Source organism: Salinimicrobium maris, assembly GCF_049680855.1.
Classification (GTDB): Bacteria; Bacteroidota; Bacteroidia; order Flavobacteriales; family Flavobacteriaceae; genus Salinimicrobium.
Window position 1 is genome coordinate 813,310 of record NZ_JBMPGS010000002.1, and the last position, 16,131, is coordinate 829,440.

At 40.3% G+C, this 16,131-nt stretch carries 12 protein-coding genes; 10 read left to right on the plus strand and 2 right to left on the minus strand.

The window, feature by feature from the left end; all coding sequences use genetic code 11:
* The first annotated feature begins 227 nt into the window (after positions 1-227).
* The 6 genes from ACOV1Q_RS09230 (at position 228) to ACOV1Q_RS09255 (ending at position 9,920) form a co-directional block, all read left to right on the plus strand.
* On the plus strand, positions 228-548 hold the full coding sequence (locus ACOV1Q_RS09230) for a DUF6660 family protein (RefSeq protein WP_168137800.1): 321 nt from the start codon (positions 228-230) through the stop codon (positions 546-548).
* 81 nt (positions 549-629) lie between these two features.
* Positions 630-4,976: a CusA/CzcA family heavy metal efflux RND transporter gene (locus tag ACOV1Q_RS09235; RefSeq protein WP_424494102.1), complete on the plus strand. Its 4,347-nt coding sequence runs from the start codon at positions 630-632 to the stop codon at positions 4,974-4,976.
* 3 nt (positions 4,977-4,979) lie between these two features.
* Positions 4,980-6,155 (plus strand): efflux RND transporter periplasmic adaptor subunit, encoded by a 1,176-nt coding sequence (locus tag ACOV1Q_RS09240; protein ID WP_424494103.1) that lies wholly within the window; start codon positions 4,980-4,982, stop codon positions 6,153-6,155.
* 2 nt (positions 6,156-6,157) lie between these two features.
* Positions 6,158-6,574: a Fur family transcriptional regulator gene (locus ACOV1Q_RS09245; RefSeq protein ID WP_265164212.1), complete on the plus strand. Its 417-nt coding sequence runs from the start codon at positions 6,158-6,160 to the stop codon at positions 6,572-6,574.
* Between the two features lie 172 nt (positions 6,575-6,746).
* Positions 6,747-8,750 (plus strand): heavy metal translocating P-type ATPase, encoded by a 2,004-nt coding sequence (locus tag ACOV1Q_RS09250; protein ID WP_424494104.1) that lies wholly within the window; start codon positions 6,747-6,749, stop codon positions 8,748-8,750.
* A gap of 159 nt (positions 8,751-8,909) precedes the next feature.
* Positions 8,910-9,920, plus strand: coding sequence for a sodium:calcium antiporter (locus ACOV1Q_RS09255; RefSeq protein WP_424494105.1), 1,011 nt, complete (start codon positions 8,910-8,912; stop codon positions 9,918-9,920).
* A 269-nt stretch (positions 9,921-10,189) separates the two neighbouring features.
* Here the strand turns inward: ACOV1Q_RS09255 and ACOV1Q_RS09260 are convergent, their stop codons facing one another.
* Positions 10,190-11,029 carry an RteC domain-containing protein gene (locus ACOV1Q_RS09260; RefSeq protein ID WP_424494106.1) on the minus strand — a complete coding sequence of 280 codons (840 nt, stop codon included), beginning with the start codon at positions 11,027-11,029 and terminating at the stop codon, positions 10,190-10,192.
* 55 nt (positions 11,030-11,084) lie between these two features.
* Entirely contained in the window at positions 11,085-13,520 is a 2,436-nt protein-coding gene (locus ACOV1Q_RS09265) for an aminotransferase class I/II-fold pyridoxal phosphate-dependent enzyme (protein ID WP_424494107.1), read from the minus strand.
* 306 nt (positions 13,521-13,826) lie between these two features.
* Between ACOV1Q_RS09265 and ACOV1Q_RS09270 the strand changes: the two genes are divergently transcribed.
* The 4 genes from ACOV1Q_RS09270 (at position 13,827) to ACOV1Q_RS09285 (ending at position 16,080) form a co-directional block, all read left to right on the plus strand.
* Positions 13,827-14,201, plus strand: a complete 375-nt coding sequence (locus ACOV1Q_RS09270; RefSeq protein WP_424494108.1) for a DUF7793 family protein — start codon at positions 13,827-13,829, stop codon at positions 14,199-14,201.
* A gap of 14 nt (positions 14,202-14,215) precedes the next feature.
* Positions 14,216-15,181: a helix-turn-helix domain-containing protein gene (locus ACOV1Q_RS09275; RefSeq protein WP_424494109.1), complete on the plus strand. Its 966-nt coding sequence runs from the start codon at positions 14,216-14,218 to the stop codon at positions 15,179-15,181.
* 90 nt (positions 15,182-15,271) lie between these two features.
* Positions 15,272-15,739 carry a MauE/DoxX family redox-associated membrane protein gene (locus ACOV1Q_RS09280; RefSeq protein WP_424494110.1) on the plus strand — a complete coding sequence of 156 codons (468 nt, stop codon included), beginning with the start codon at positions 15,272-15,274 and terminating at the stop codon, positions 15,737-15,739.
* A 74-nt stretch (positions 15,740-15,813) separates the two neighbouring features.
* On the plus strand, positions 15,814-16,080 hold the full coding sequence (locus tag ACOV1Q_RS09285) for a DUF6520 family protein (RefSeq protein WP_424494111.1): 267 nt from the start codon (positions 15,814-15,816) through the stop codon (positions 16,078-16,080).
* Positions 16,081-16,131 lie beyond the last annotated feature (51 nt).

Here is a 16,131-nt window from a genome sequence, read left to right on the forward strand (position 1 = left end):
TTATTTCCCATGGAAATAGAAAGTTCTTCTTGGATGGCTGACATCTATACCCCATTGTTTTCCATTCTATTTCAAAATAAAACTTCTCCATCCCGTAATCATCATTTTAAGCACAGAATAATATGTACACGCCTGCCACTGTTTTGAAACATAGGTTAAGTAGGTTTTTATTAGCTCCTCCTATTAATTGCACTTCCTGTGCATTCATATTTTAATACCTTTGCAATGTGAAATTTTTCGCAGTCATATTATCTGTTTATTTCCTGGGGCTAAACTTTATACCCTGTGATGACACAGCTGTGTCTGAAAGTCAGGAAACCGTGTCCGTTAGTTTGGAAGTAGATCAGGATCAGCAAGGGGAGCAGCATGGAACTTCTGATGACTGTCCGCCTTTTTGCCAATGTCACTGCTGCCATGTGCATGTGGTGAGATTCGAAACAAGTAGCTTTGAAGTATTTGAGCCAAAAATACCCTTTTTGACACCTCTATTTGGCGAGAGTGCAGGCAAGGAAATTGCCTTTTCTCACTTCCAGCCTCCCCGTATTTAATTCAGTTTTAGGATAGCTATATCCTGTTGTCAATGGCCTCGGCCAGAGAATTTTATCACAAACTGAATTAAATTATCATGTATGATTAATAAGATCATTGATTTTTCGATCAATAATAAATTTATTATTGATCTACTCACAGTGGTGTTAATTGGAGCAGGGATCTGGAGCGTTTTTCAGGTTCCCGTAGATGCCCAACCAGACATCACGAATAATCAGGTGCAGGTGATTACCCAGGCACCAAATTTAGGAACTGAAGACATCGAGCAATTCGTCACATACCCTGTGGAGATTGCCATGAGTAACCTGCCCGGCGTTACAGAGATTCGGTCAGTATCCAGGTTCGGACTTTCCGTAGTAACTATTGTCTTTGAAGATGACATGGGTACTTACCTCCCCAGGCAGTTGGTAGGTGAAAAACTGAATGCCGTAAAAGATGAAATTCCCGAAGGTTTTGGAGAACCTTCCATGGGGCCTATTTCTACGGGACTTGGTGAAATTTACCAATATACCCTCGAAGTAGAAGAAGAATTCAAGGATAACTACTCCCCTACTGAACTGAGAACGATTCAGGATTGGATTGTTCGCCGACAAATGGCAATGGTGCCAGGAGTTGTAGAAGTGAACGGTGTTGGCGGAATGATCAAGCAATATGAAGTTGCTGTAGATCCGGACGAACTAAAAGCCATTGGACTTTCCATTTCTGATGTTTTTACCGCCCTCGAAAACAACAATCAGAATACCGGCGGGGCTTACATTGAAAAAAACCATCAGGCAAACTTCATTCGGGGCGAGGGCCTTGCCAGAAGTGTGGAGGACCTGGAAAAAATTGTCGTCACCACTTCCGGCGGAGTACCTATAACAGTTGCAGACGTTGCTGATGTCCGCATAGGAAGTGCCGTGCGTTATGGAGCGCTGACAAAAAATGGACAGGGAGAAGCCGTTGGTGGAATGGTCATGATGCTGAAAGGAGCCAATTCCAATGAGGTAATTGACAATGTAAAAGACAGGATTACGCAGATTCAGAAATCCCTTCCGGAAGGTGTTTCTATAAAACCATTTTTGGATAGAAGTGAACTTATTAGTGACACTACTTCCACAGTTACAAAAAACCTGCTCGAAGGGGGGCTAATTGTAATTTTTGTCTTGGTTCTGCTTCTTGGAAATTGGCGGGGAGGTTTAATAGTTGCCTCCACGATTCCGCTCTCCCTCCTGTTTGCTTTCATTCTGATGAACCTTTTTGACGTCTGGGCAAACCTGATGAGTCTGGGGGCAATAGATTTTGGGATCATAGTAGACGGAGCCGTAATTATTGTGGAAAGTACCGTTTTTACTATTCATCAACGCATGAAGAAACGAGGTGAATTAAACAAGACTGAGAGAAATAACATAGCCTCCTCTTCGGCTAAAAAGATGATGAATTCTGCCTTTTTCGGACAGCTTATTATTCTCATCGTTTTTCTTCCCATCCTTGCCCTGGAAGGGGTTGAAGGCAAGATGTTCAAACCAATGGCACTGACCTTTATTTTTGCCATGTTGGGTGCGATGATCTTGTGTTTGACCTATGTTCCAATGATCTCAGCTCTCTTTCTGAAGGAAAGTAAAAAGCGAAAGAAATCCTATGGTGACAAATTTGTTGGTTGGGTTCAGGACAAATATGAGCCTCTGTTAGACAGATCCCTAAAAAGAGGAAAAATTGTGCTGGGCACCGCTATAGCATTATTTGCTTTAGCTGCCTTCATGTTCACCAAAATGGGAGGGGAATTTATTCCGCAGCTTGACGAAGGGGACATAGCTTTTCATATTATCCTGAAACCGGGAAGTTCGCTTGACGAGGGAATTGCAACTTCCACAAGAATAGAACAGCTTCTCCTGGACGAGTATCCGGAAATAGAACAGATCGTCACCCGTTTTGGAGTTTCTGATGTCCCAACAGATCCTATGCCTATGGACATTGGAGACAGCTTTATTATTTTAAAGGATAAAGATGAATGGACTTCTGCCGATTCTAAGGATGAACTTATTGCGAAGATCAAAGAAACCATCGGTATTATTCCCGGAGTTAGCTATGAATTTACCCAGCCAGTAGAAATGCGGTTCAACGAACTTCTTACAGGTGTTCGAGAAGATGTTGCAGTCAAGCTTTATGGTGAAGATCTGGAGGTTCTGGCAAGCAAGGCGCAGGAGATGGGCAACATCATTTCTACTGTAGAAGGGGTTGCCGATATGAAAGTAGAGGCCACAGCAGGATTACCGCAAATCACGGTCAACTATAACAGGAATAAAACTGCGCAATACGGTTTACAGATCAAGGAGCTGAATTCCCTAATCCAATCGGCTTTTGCGGGCGGAGATGCAGGAGTTATTTTTGAAGGAGAAAGACGGTTTGACCTGGTGGTGCGATTACAGGAAGAAGAAAGAACGAGTATTAAGAATATCAGGAATTTGTATGTAACCTTACCTTCAGGTAGCCAGATCCCGCTGAAAGAAGTGGCTGAAATAAGTTATCAGCCCGGCCCTATGCAGATCAGTAGAGATAACACCAACCGCCGAACCTATGTGGGAGTAAACATCAGGAATCGTGACGTAAAATCTGTGGTGGAAGATATTCAGACCAAACTGGATGCTGAGTTTGAACTACCACCCGGCTATTACATTCGCTACGGTGGAGCCTTTGAGAACTTCGAAAGAGCAAGTAAGAGACTGCAAATTGTAGTCCCTATTGCCCTGCTCCTCATATTCATCCTGATCTACTTTGCTCTCAAGTCGTTTAAACAAACCACCATGATCTACATAGCTATTCCACTTGCAGCTATTGGAGGAATATTTTCTTTATGGCTGCGGGATATGCCCTTTAGCATTTCTGCCGGGGTTGGATTTATTGTATTATTTGGAGTGGCAGTTTTAAATGGGCTTGTACTCATTAGCAGTTTCAATGAATTAAAAGAAGAAGGTGTGAAAAATTTAAATAAAAGGATCAGTCTTGGAACAAGAAGCAGAATACGGCCTATTTTGCTTACGGCTCTTACCGATGTGCTTGGTTTCCTGCCTATGGCGATTTCAACCTCTGCCGGAGCAGAAGTGCAACGGCCGCTGGCAACCGTAGTTATAGGGGGCTTGATCACTTCTACCCTGCTCACATTGTTCATTCTACCTATTCTCTATAAATGGGTCGAATCAAGGTCGGGCAGGATGAAATTTAAACCCGCAACAGTTGGTTCTTTTGCGGTGATTCTTGTCGTATTCCTTTTACCTGCCGGTTTAAATGCTCAGACAGCTGAATTATCTCCGCAGGTAAATCAGGAGGAAGCCGTTGCCCTGGCTCTTCAGAATTACCCACTTCTGAAAAATGAAAAATTGAGGATTGACCAGGAGCAGGCAATGAAAAGATCTGCATGGGATCTTGGGGAAACCGAAGTATTTACGGGTGGAGAAGAGCTTGGAGATGCCGGGGGAATATACACCACAATAGGCGTTCAACAGAAAGGGGTTGATTTATTGGGGATTCCTTCTAAAAGTAAACTTTACAATAAAAAGATTGCCCTTGCCGAAGAAGCCTATGATCTGTCTCAACTTCAGGTGGCACAGGAGGTAAAAATAGCCTGGAGCCGGGCCTTTACAGCAAAACAACAGTATTTGTTATTTCAGAAACTGGATTCCCTGTACCAAAATTTAGAGCAGGCAGTTAGCCTTCGGTACGATGTAGAGGCCATTTCGAGATTAGAAATGCTGACAGCCAAAAATAAGATCAACCAAATTTCGATTGATTTACAACAGGCCGAGATGGACTACCTAACAGCCGTCCAAAAACTGAATCTTTGGTTGGGAGATGAAGAAGTCTATGATGTTTCGGATGATTTTCAAAGTATTCGGGAGGATGAGATTTTCCTTACCGGAGATCCACCTAAAGATCATCCTCTTCTGGAGGTTTCTGAAAAAAAGGTTGCAGTTGCAGAAGCTGCTTATGCTGCAGAAAAGGCTAATTTTCTACCAGATTTTAATGTTCAATACGGGCTTCAAAAAGTAAATGGTGCAACGGGCTTTTACAGTTACCAGGCCGGTATATCTATTCCAATCCTCTCCGGGGCTGCCCACGGCGAAGTTAAAGCGGCAAAAATAGAAAAGGAAATTGTACAAAGAGCTGCCGACTTTCAGAAAGACCAGGTAAGAACAGATTTTGAAATTGCCTTGAGCAACTATAAACGATGGAAATCTTCCTGGCTATTTTACAAGGACGAAGTTTTGCCGTTACTGGAAGAACAACGGGAGGGATCATTACTTGCCTTTAATGAAGGTGCCATTGAATATGTGGCCTTTATTCAGAACTTAGACAATGCAATGGAGTCAGAAATCAAAGCGCTCGAGGCTTTTGAAAATTACCAGATAGCCCTTGCAGAATTACAATTTTACCTAACTGGAAAAAACTAAAAAATGAAATTTCAAACAATTTATATACTCCCGTTTCTCCTCCTATTGTCTTGCGGGGAAAATGCTGAAAAAGAGGAGAATCAGAAAGAAGAAGCCGGTGAACCTGCTAAAACAGAAGCCGTCAAGGAAGCTATGCTTTCACAGCAGCAGTTCGATGTCCTTGATATGAAAATTGACAGCCTTACAACCAGGTTAATGAGCGGCTATGTACAGGCAAATGGAGAGCTGGAAGTCCCGCCTCAAAGTGAAGCCACAGTTACTCCTGTGATTGGAGGCAATGTATCGTCAATAACAGTGATTGAAGGAGATGAAGTTAAGCGTGGAGATATTTTGGCATATATCGAACACCCGGAGATCATCGAAGTACAAACGCAATATATGAATGCCCTCAATAGCCTGAATTATCAGGAAAAAGAATTCCAAAGACAAAAGAAATTGTACGAAGCTGGAGTCGGTTCAGGGCAAATTTTTCAGCGTGCAGAGGCAGAACTGCAAAGCCTGGAAGGACAGGTTGCAGGACTTAAAGCTCAACTGCAACAACTAAATATCAATCCTGAAACTATTCAAAACGGAAATATCCAACAGAGGATTCCCGTTAGAAGCCCTATAGATGGAGCTGTTCAATCGGTCAACATCAAAACTGGCCAGTTTGTTCAGGCGCAGTCTGAAATGTTCCATATCATCAATACCAAACATGTTCATGTAGACCTTATGGTCTTTGAAAAAGATGTTGCCAAAGTAGAAAAAGGACAGAAAGTGTTCTTCACTATTGAATCACTGCCCGATAGTGAATTAACTGCGGAAATAATTTCTGTAAGCAAGAACTTTGAACAGGATCCTAAAGCCGTTCATGTACATGCGGAAATTATCGACAGGCCCGAAAATCTTGTGCCGGGAATGTATGTAAGAGGACGAATTGCGGTTGACAATCAACAAACAACTGCACTACCAGAAGCAGCTTTAGTGAGAGAAGGGGGTAAATTTTATGCTTTTACTGCAGAAGAGGAAGGAGATGCCTGGAGTTTTAAACCTGTAGAAGTTATAACGGGAAGCAGCAGTAATGATTGGGTTGAAATAAAGCTGTTAAAAGATTTGCCAGAAGGAACCAGATTTGCATATAATAATGCTTATTATTTAATGGCAGAAATGCAAAAAGGAGAAGGCGGTCACGCGCATTAATTATGAAAGCAATAGAAAATTTTTTAGAGGAAAAGCAGGTGAGGCCTACAGCAATGCGGATGCTCATTTTTAAATTTTTAGCTCAAAAGCAAATGGCTGTAACTTTGGCTGACATCGAGACGGCTTTTGAAAAAAGTGAAAGAACAACTATATATCGTACCATTAAAACTTTTGAGGATAGTGGAATCGTCCACCTGATTGAAGACGGGAGTGGAGTAGCCAAGTATGCTCTTTGTGAGGCGGGCTGTAATTGTGAGCTCGATAGCGATCTTCATCTCCATTTTCACTGTGAAACCTGTAAAGAAACCCAATGCTTAACTGAAACTAAGATTCCGCATATCAATCTACCGCCGGGCTTTACAGCAACTAACGCCAGTTTGGTAGTCAAAGGAACCTGTGATAAATGCAATAAGGAATAATCTTTTTCAAACTTTGCGATTCTAAACCACAGCCATCAGGAAACAATGCACTTCCGTTGCAGGACTATATAGATTAATTTCGTTCCTGTAATTAATAAAGACATTATTAGATAGGAAAATACCGGTTTTATTGTATTGGCTTATTCTCTCTAATAACCTTTAATAAAAAGTTATGGCGAAAGACAAGGATTATAAAGACACAGAATTACAAGATCCAAAAATTACTTCTCCCAGAACGGCTGAAGAACCCGGACCAAAACCTAAAAAAGGAGAAGATAGTTGTTGTACACCCCAGCAAGAGGGAGCAGGTAAAGATGAGGAAGAAAAGTCTTCCTTTATTCCGACTATAGTAAGCCTGATACTTTTACTGCTTGGTATTGCCCTGGATTTTTTTGATGTGGAATGGTTTAAAGGATACCTACGCTTAATTGTTTTTGGTGTTGCTTATGTTTTGGTTGGCGGCAAAGTGGTAAAACATGCCGTGACCAACATAGCAAAAGGAAATATCTTCAATGAATTTTTCCTTATGACCATTGCCACGGCAGGGGCATTTTATATAGGAGAATATGCAGAAGGAGTTGCTGTGATGTTGTTTTATGTTATTGGAGAGCATTTTCAGGAGGCAGCGGTTGCCCGTTCCCGTCGCTCAATAAAAGCTCTTATTGATAATCGTCCCGAGGAAGTTACACTGATCAAGAATGGACAGGTTTCGACGGTTAATCCGAAGAATGTGAAGATTGGGCAAGTCATTCAGATCAAACCGGGTGAGAAAGTTGCACTTGACGGGGAAATGCTTAGCGAAAGCTCCTCCTTCAATACTGCCGCCCTTACAGGGGAATCAAAGCCTGATACCAGGAAAAAAGGGGAGACAGTGCTTGCCGGGATGATAAACCTGGATAAGTTGGTTGAGCTAAAAGTAACTTCCGGGTATGAAGACAGTGCTTTATCAAAAATTCTCAAACTCGTTGAAGAAGCAAGTGGGAGGAAAGCAAGAACCCAAAAATTCATCACCCGCTTCGCGAAAATCTATACCCCTATAGTGGTCTTTTTTGCAATAGGTCTGGCGCTGCTCCCCTATTTCTTTGTCGACACCTATGTTTTTGAGGAATGGCTATATAGGGCCTTGGTCTTTTTGGTGATCTCCTGTCCCTGTGCGCTTGTAATCTCTATTCCGCTTGGATATTTTGGTGGTATAGGTGCCGCTTCAAAAAACGGTCTTCTTTTTAAAGGGTCCAATTTTCTCGACCTCATTACAAAGGTAGATACAGTGGTAATGGACAAAACCGGAACCCTCACAGAGGGAGTGTTTAAAGTGCAGGAGGTAAAAGTCCAAAGTCTGGAAAAGGACCGGTTTTTAACTCTAACAGCGGCACTTGAGAGTAAATCCACTCATCCTATTGCTTCGGCAGTTGTAGAACATTCCGGCAAGGCTTATAAACAGCTGAAAGTGCAGGATGTCGAAGAAATTGCCGGACACGGTTTAAAAGGAACGGTAGACGGCCAGGAACTTTTAATTGGTAATGCGAAATTGTTGCAGAAGTTCAACATCCCCTATGCCCAGGAGATAGAGGAAATAGTGGAAACGATTGTCGTGGTAGCAATAGATGGCAAATATGAAGGTTACATAACCATTGCCGATAAAATTAAGGAAGATGCGGTTGTAGCTATAAAGCAACTTGGGGATTTAGGAATTGACACAATTGTTATGCTCTCGGGTGATAAGGATTCTATAGTTCAAAAAGTAGCGGGGCAGTTGAAAATCGACAAAGCTTACGGTGGATTTCTGCCTCAGGACAAGGTGGCTAAGGTCGAGGAACTAAAGAAACAGGGGAAAAAGGTAGCATTCGTAGGAGACGGTATAAATGATGCTCCGGTAATTACCTTAGCCGATGTAGGAATGGCCATGGGAGCCTTAGGCTCTGACGCTGCAATAGAGACCGCAGATGTGGTGATACAAACAGATCAGCCTGTCAAAATCGCCACGGCCATCAAGATCGGCAAAAAGACCCGACAGATCGTATGGCAGAATATTGGCCTCGCCTTTGGAGTAAAGGCACTGGTGCTAATTTTTGGCGCATTTGGGGTAGCATCTTTATGGGAAGCAGTTTTTGCTGACGTAGGAGTGGCATTCTTAGCCATTTTGAATGCAGTGAGACTGCAGAGAATAAAATTCTGAAGCGCCGTCTGTATCTCCTGAAGGAGATTAGATATAACATTATTTTTGGATCGATCTGGATGTAAATAGATAAATTAGAGTAGCACACTCTTTTTTAACGCAAATCAGCATTTTTCAGATGTTTTATTATTTCACTGAGAAGCCAAAAGAGAATATCTTATGAGTATCTGGTTATGGGCATTAGTATTACTTGCTGCTGTTTGGGCAGCTCATTGGGGCGCTGAACATTTAGCAAAACCTTTAAAGAAGCTACGAAAACAATGGGGTTTTTCGGTAGCTGCGGGTGGCGCCTTGATTGGCTTGGCTGCTGCCAGTCCAGAGATAGGCATTAATATTACCAGTGCTATGACCGAGGTTGGTGATATAGGCTTGGGGACGATGTTTGGATCTAATGTCATTGCCATTCCCTTCATGGTTATAACAGCTTACTTTGCAACAAGACATTTAAAAAAGAAGAACAAAGATAAAGGGCACCAGCAACACAAAGAGGAACATTTGCTGAAAGTAGATCCTACAGCGGTAACTGTGCAGGCACTTCCTTATTTGGTAATTATTGCGGTAGTAGCTGTACTCACTGTTCCTTCAGCCTGGAGAGGTCTACAGCCAATGGATGGTTGGATCATGTTGGGGATGTATGTTGCTTTTCTAACTCAGGCCCTGTTGAGAGGAAAAAAAGAGAAAGAAAAAGTAGAGTGGAAGAAAAAGGAGATCTTGCTGGCGGTAGCGGGTCTCGTGGCTTTAGGTTTAGGTGCTTTTTTTACGGTTCGTGCTACAGAAAACATTGTTTCCTCGCTTGGATTATCACAAATAGTTGGTGGTTTATTTATTACAGCGCCTATGGCAGCACTTCCAGAAATTTTTGCTACCTGGAGCGTTGCCAAAAGTGGACAAATAACTTCCGGAGTCACAAGCGTAATAGGAGACCATGCCGTTACGCTCACAGTAGCGTTTTTCCCTCTGGCATTAGTTGGTCTGCCGGTAAGTAACTTCCCCTTATTCGTGACGGTCTTGAGCTTCGTCGGCCTGGTAGGTATTCTTTATGCTGCTTTCATTCATATGGGCAGCAAGAAAAGCGGACATGGTTTTAAGCGATGGCAGGTTGCTACACTTGGAGGTGTTCTGCTCGTTTATGTGGCGGTTGTTCTTTTTTGGGTGCTGAACATTTTTTAACAGTGGGCAAAGTAATATCTAAATCTGTGAACCAATAGTTCCTGTTAACTGTTTGTTTTATAGAGATATGCTCGCTTGCATAGCCTTGATCGCCTTTCCTGACGATACATAGATCCAATGCTGGTGTCCTCTATCCGCAGCCGACTGAATTATAAGATGATAAAACAAAAAAATGGATGATTGGATTAAAAGATTTATGATTCTCATCAGGTTCCAACAATAAATTGATTTCCTTCAACGGAAGCTATTTTTGACATTAAGATTTCCTTTTAAAGGCCATCTTCTTTACTCATTTTCTGTTGCAGATTAAGCATCAGTTCCTCTAAGAATTTTGTTTTACTTCCTTTCCTAGCCTTTATTTCTGAGTAGGTCTTGTAGACGTTATCCAGCTTAACATTAAAAAAATCCTCAAAGGAGGTAGTAATGGTATTAAGATCTGCAGCACCATGATTTAATGCGCCATCTGAGTACAAGGCATAAATCAACTCAGTCAAAGCTGTTTTCGAAGAAGTCCAAAATAAAACCGGATGCTTTCTTTCCTGAGAAATGAAACTTCGACCCGGGCGCAGTTCTCCCAAACATTTTCTTATATAATGCAGAAATCGATGCATGGCTTTAATCTTAGACCACAACATGTCATGAGAGGTTGAGAATTCGGGAAACTGGTAGTAGTTAACCAGTGGAGTAAAAGGGAAATTGTTCTGGTAGTTGCGGGTGAATAGCTGGTGATCCAAATAATTGTGACCCAATTCCATGTAGTGAGAAAAATCAATATTCCTGTAAAAAAATTTATTAACCTTTTTTATTTCTTTCTCAAAAAACCTGACCTGGAAATTAACCCCTGCTTTTGGTTTTCTTATTTCACAGGAACGAACTTCTGTGAAATAAATTAAATAGCTCATAACAGAAGGCTTAACTTCTTTGAAAAAGTGGATCTCTTCTTCTACCGATTCTAAATCCTCCTTTTCAATAAGATCTTTTAATTCGGTAAGAACCCTATTGCAGAGATCGATACCCTTATTTGTCACCCTGATTTGCTGTTCTGGAGAATCTAAAATGACAGCTATTTTCTGTTCAAATGATTCCATTATTCCATGAAATCTCTTCATATCAATTTGATGGATTGAAAAACTGGAAGGGGGGAGCTCACGTATGCCAATTAAGTTATCTACTATTCTGCATCGTTTCTAGAAGTTCTAATGAGAAGTTATCCTTCGCCTGAACATAACAAACCTTTGGTATTATTTCTGCCCCCAATTTGCGTTTCTCAAAGGCAGCGGTTAAACCAAAATCGATCTTTTTATAACCTAAATTTTTCGCTCTTGTAATTGTGCGATAAAGTAGTTGCCTATAAACATTAAATTCTCGGGCGTATTGATAATCCATTCCAATGAACTCTGGAACATAAGTCATCTCCAAATTTTTATAGCAAAACATCACCCCTACGAGTTCCATAGAATTATTTTCAGTCCACTCCTTCTTTAGATATAATAAGAGGAACTCCCAATTTGGGTGCTCATTCATGCTACGGAAAAGCTTCTCGGGAAAAGAAAAGGTGTTTAAACCCGGATTATTCTGCCTCACGTTTTCATAAAGCACCTGCAACTTTGGAAGTATATCCTGCTGAACATTTGGACAAACCGTCAATTCAAACTTATCTTCAAAAGCAGCTATGTCTTTTCCAAAGTGTCTTCTGGATCGTCGTGAAAGTGTGGACTGGAAATCTTCAGGTGTGTCCCAATTGAAATTTTTATATACACTGGATTCGGGCATATTCACCTTTACAAAGCCGTGATCATGAAAAATTCCATTGTAGGGAGTATCCGATGGAAAATCCCGAAGTACTATCATAGAACTATTGTAGTTCTCGTGATCTACGTTTTCCAGGATGTCAATAAAAACCTTCCAAACTTTTAAAAGATTCGGATGTGATTCGTTAATATAAATGTGATCGCCTTCAGTAAAAATGGAACCGGTACTTAGAACCTGAGATGTCAGAAAATAAGCTCCCATAGTTTTTCTCTGTTCTTCAACTTTGAGAGAAGTAGAAGCAGGTGCCAACAAATCGTCTTTCCAAAGTGCATGGCTTAAGCTGCTGGCCAAAATTGGCTCATCATGCTCATCTTTGATTATTAAATACTTAAAATCCCAGTTGTGTTCTTTTTTACTGTTACCCCTAAAAACATTCTCCAAAAAGAGTTGTCCGTCCCAGTCGAGAATTCCTTTTCCTTTAAACATCCTGTTCCACTCCTCCTTTTCAATTTTTTCTATTGAATCTTCTATAAGAATTTTGTAGTCATGGGGTATTAACTGCTTTTCTTCTTCCTTTACTTTTTCTGTAGGCATTTTAAAAGCCTTTCTTACTTTAAGAAGTGAAGCACCCGTCTCTTCCAATGCTGCAGTATAATGATATTCCATCGCTTCAACCAGTCCTTTTATATCACTGGCCTTATTGTGACGAGAAATGGTAATTCTTACTCCGGTATTTTTTACGGGCACAGCAGGATAAATTCCTAGGTTTACATAAAAACCTTCCTTGAGTAAACGTTGGACAAAATTATATCCTGAAATGGGCATTCCTGTCCCGATGTAAAAAACAGGAGAATTATTCCTGTCTATAAGCGGTAATTCCGTTTGGCCCAGAAGATGATTAAAATAATTAATTCTTGCCTGCAGCTCGGCCTGAAGAGAGTAAATTTCAGTAGACAGATGAATATCAGCTGAAGTAATGGCAGCTCCCACAGATGCAGGTTCTAGTTGCGCAGAAAATGTAAGAGGTCCGCCAAAGGTCTTTATCTTATTATGTAATCTTTTGTCTGAACAAACGGCAACTGCCCCACTGGCACCAAAGGTTTTACTAAGCGTTCCCACCAGTAACACATTTTTGGGCAGCTCATTTAAGATGCTGGAAACATATCCCGTACCATTTTCTCCATTCCAGCTCATCCCGTGCACATCATCAAAATAAAAGTGTAACTGAGGATATTTGTTTGCCAATTGCATCAGTTGTTCAATCGGTGCAAAATCTCCGTACATAGAATAAACCCCATCAGCCATGTACCATATCTTACTGCATTTCCCAATTAGTGACTTTATCTTGTCTTCAAGCATATCTAGATTGTTATGTCTGATCATTTCTACAGGTACTCCCCTGATCTTAAGAAGTTGTGTAGCATTCTGCACACTCCAATGTACCTGATGATCCAGGATCACCCCATCTTCATCTCGGACTGCAGTTGGTATTACAGCTAAATGTCCAAGTGTACTATTTTTAGTAATAATAACTGGTTGTCCATACATTTGCCCAACTTTTTCTTCAAGGGTCGCGTAAAGGGGATGAGAAATATAACTTTTAGATAGAGGAAACTGCGTACCATACCTTCTGATAGCGTCAATAGCTGCCTCTTTTAACCGAGGGTCCTGTTCTAATCCCAGGTATCCAGTTGTTCCAAAATGATAATGCTGTTTGCCGTTGATCTGGATGGTCCTACCGGAGAATACATTACCATCTGAATGAAGGTGTAGCACGCCAGCTTTCTTTGCACTGGTAAAAACTTCATCAACCGTGTCTAGAAAATTATTCTGTTTGATCTTTGCCATTTTGGAGCTGTTTAAAATTATTTAGATGAAACTAAGTAATTTGAATTGAGCAAAGTACCTAATTCAGTTTTTAGCTATTAACAGAATCCTTTATAGGCAAGCACTTATACTTTATAGGCAAAATAAATTTAATCTTGCGGTGCCGAATTATTTTAATACTCTTAGAATAAATCAAACTCCCTCATTTACAACTACTTTCTAATTATCTCTATTAAATTTATTCATCAGGTTAGGTAAAAATGTTGAATGTCAATCAAGTGACATTATTTTTTCCTTAACTTCAATGTTGGCTAAACTAGATTAATTATGAATAAATCGCTTTCCAACGAATATGCGACCTTTTGGATTGATGATGGTGTACTCCACTTTATCTATCATCCAGAAGTTGTTGTAGATCTTTTGGCTGCAGAAAAGGTGGTGGCTGATCGATTAAAATGCCAGGAAGACAAGTATTATCCCGTTTTCTGTGATACCCGTGGAGTCAAAGATACAGACAAATCAGCAAGGGACTATTTAGCAAAGGAAGGTTCAATTCTTACTTCAGCTGTTGCTTTCCTTGTAAATCCCCCCATCTCTCAGGCCATAATTGATTTCTACGTTCGCACCAGTAAACCAATTACACCAACCCAAATTTTTACTGAAAAATACGATGCTCTCAAGTTTCTAAAAACCTATCGCTGAAATATATCTGGTAGATGTACACCAAAACAGATAAAGAGAAGATTGAGAAGATCTGTCAAATGATCTTAGAGGTTGCTAGTGGAAATTTTTCTTACCGCATTGAACGCTCCCGCCATAATGACCAACTGGAAACTATAATTGTTCTTCTAAATATGATGGCAGAAGAGATACGAGAGAGTTTTCATCATTTCGCCCTTATCAACCCTCACGAAACATATAAGCAGATAGCCCAAATGACTTTCATTCTGGATGATCAGTTCTACGTCCGTAACTTTAATTCCTCTGCCCAGCAGCTCCTGGGGCTATCATTCTCAGAACTAAACGGAGCTCCCTTTGAAAAATTTTTAACCATAGATTCTGCAGACCTATGGAAAAAGGAAATAGAAGAAATTAAAAAGTCCAATGAATCACCCTACTATCAAACACTACGGCTATTTTTCTCCTCTAGTAATTCATTAACAGTTCCAGCCCTTTGCTCCGTTTCGTCTCTTGCGTTAAAGAAAGAAGATCGAAAATTATTTCTGGTAACTGCACTTCAGACAATAATCCAATCTCAAGAAAAAGAGAAAAATATTCAACTGGCACTGCAAAATCTAAAATCCAAAGGTTTAAAGAGCAAAAAAAAGCAGCGGTATTCATTATATCGGGAAGCGGATAAGAAAAAGATCCAGAAAATTTATGATTACATCCTCAATAATCTCGAAAAACCTCTGCCCGCTTTAAGAGAGCTTGCTCTTAAACACGGCACCAATGAATTTAAATTAAAGATAGGTTTTAGACAACTCTATAACACTTCAGTATTTCGTTTTCAGAAAGATCAAAGACTTCAAAGGGCTCATAGTTTCATTGTAAATACAGATATTCCTTTAAGTCGAATTGCAGAAATTTGCGGCTTCAAAAGTTTTCCTCATTTTTCCAAAATATTCAAAACTAAATACGGTTACAATCCCAGTGACCTCAGAAATCAAAAGCTGGAATAAATACTCTACCAGCAAAAATCTATACCAGCCTGTTAGATATTCCTTCCGAATTTTATCATGTAACGAAAAAGAGTCATGAAAAAGTTTGAGATGAGAATTGAACAATGGAAAAAGAGGATAGTAGATGTTAGCTCTCTATTCTTCATTATCTTATTTACTTATGCAGCTACAAGTAAGCTTTTAATTTTTGAAACATTCCACTTACAACTTGAGCAGTCACCATTCATAGGAATGATCTCCCTTCCAGTGGCAATCATATTACCGGCAGTTCTATTAATAATTTCCTTCCTCCTAATTATTCCCAAATTCAGGCTAATCGCCTTTTACTTCTCTTTAGCGTTACTTATCATTTTTAATCTATATATAATAGGAGTTTTAAATTTTGCAGAATCTATCCCCTGTTCCTGTGGGGGATTTGTAAATACGCTCTCCTGGAATGAGCATTTAATCTTCAACATTGGATGTTCTTTATTGGCACTTTTAGGTATTGCCCTCTCTTACGACCTTAAGACAATTAATAGTAGATTTTCAACCAGTGTGGTTGAAGTAAAACCATAAAGATTTTTGTTGCAACAAAAGCAGGAGAAGCCGAAAACCTGAAAAATAGTAGGCATTATCTAAATTTTAATATTATGAAAAATAAATTTTTAATTCCGGCAATGGCAATGTTTCTTGCCATAGGTATGTCCTTTGCAACAGAAAAGGGACAGAGTGATCCTTCCCAGGACTACTATCAACAATCAAATGGTGTCTTTATGTCTTTAGGCCAGGAGATCAATTGTGGCTCTGGAAGTAAGACATGTAAAGTAAGACTGCCTAATGGACAAATTTATCAGGTCTATGATGCTCCAGATCCCACTACCTTGAAAAAAGGAGACGGAATAGTTCGGCAGCTATAAGGGTTGCTCTGACCAATAGCACACCGGTGAAGAACCGGTGTGCTTATGCTA

What these genes read in the sequence shown, in the direction of transcription:
- ACOV1Q_RS09260 (WP_424494106.1), bottom strand. Translation starts at nt 11,029, where the DNA reads ATGAAGAGATTTCATGGAATAATGGAATCATTTGAACAGAAAATAGCT.
- ACOV1Q_RS09285 (WP_424494111.1), top strand. Translation starts at nt 15,814, where the DNA reads ATGAAAAATAAATTTTTAATTCCGGCAATGGCAATGTTTCTTGCCATA.
- ACOV1Q_RS09280 (WP_424494110.1), top strand. Translation starts at nt 15,272, where the DNA reads ATGAGAATTGAACAATGGAAAAAGAGGATAGTAGATGTTAGCTCTCTA.
- ACOV1Q_RS09245 (WP_265164212.1), top strand. Translation starts at nt 6,158, where the DNA reads ATGAAAGCAATAGAAAATTTTTTAGAGGAAAAGCAGGTGAGGCCTACA.
- ACOV1Q_RS09250 (WP_424494104.1), top strand. Translation starts at nt 6,747, where the DNA reads ATGGCGAAAGACAAGGATTATAAAGACACAGAATTACAAGATCCAAAA.
- ACOV1Q_RS09255 (WP_424494105.1), top strand. Translation starts at nt 8,910, where the DNA reads ATGAGTATCTGGTTATGGGCATTAGTATTACTTGCTGCTGTTTGGGCA.
- ACOV1Q_RS09265 (WP_424494107.1), bottom strand. Translation starts at nt 13,520, where the DNA reads ATGGCAAAGATCAAACAGAATAATTTTCTAGACACGGTTGATGAAGTT.
- ACOV1Q_RS09240 (WP_424494103.1), top strand. Translation starts at nt 4,980, where the DNA reads ATGAAATTTCAAACAATTTATATACTCCCGTTTCTCCTCCTATTGTCT.
- ACOV1Q_RS09275 (WP_424494109.1), top strand. Translation starts at nt 14,216, where the DNA reads ATGTACACCAAAACAGATAAAGAGAAGATTGAGAAGATCTGTCAAATG.
- ACOV1Q_RS09270 (WP_424494108.1), top strand. Translation starts at nt 13,827, where the DNA reads ATGAATAAATCGCTTTCCAACGAATATGCGACCTTTTGGATTGATGAT.
- ACOV1Q_RS09235 (WP_424494102.1), top strand. Translation starts at nt 630, where the DNA reads ATGATTAATAAGATCATTGATTTTTCGATCAATAATAAATTTATTATT.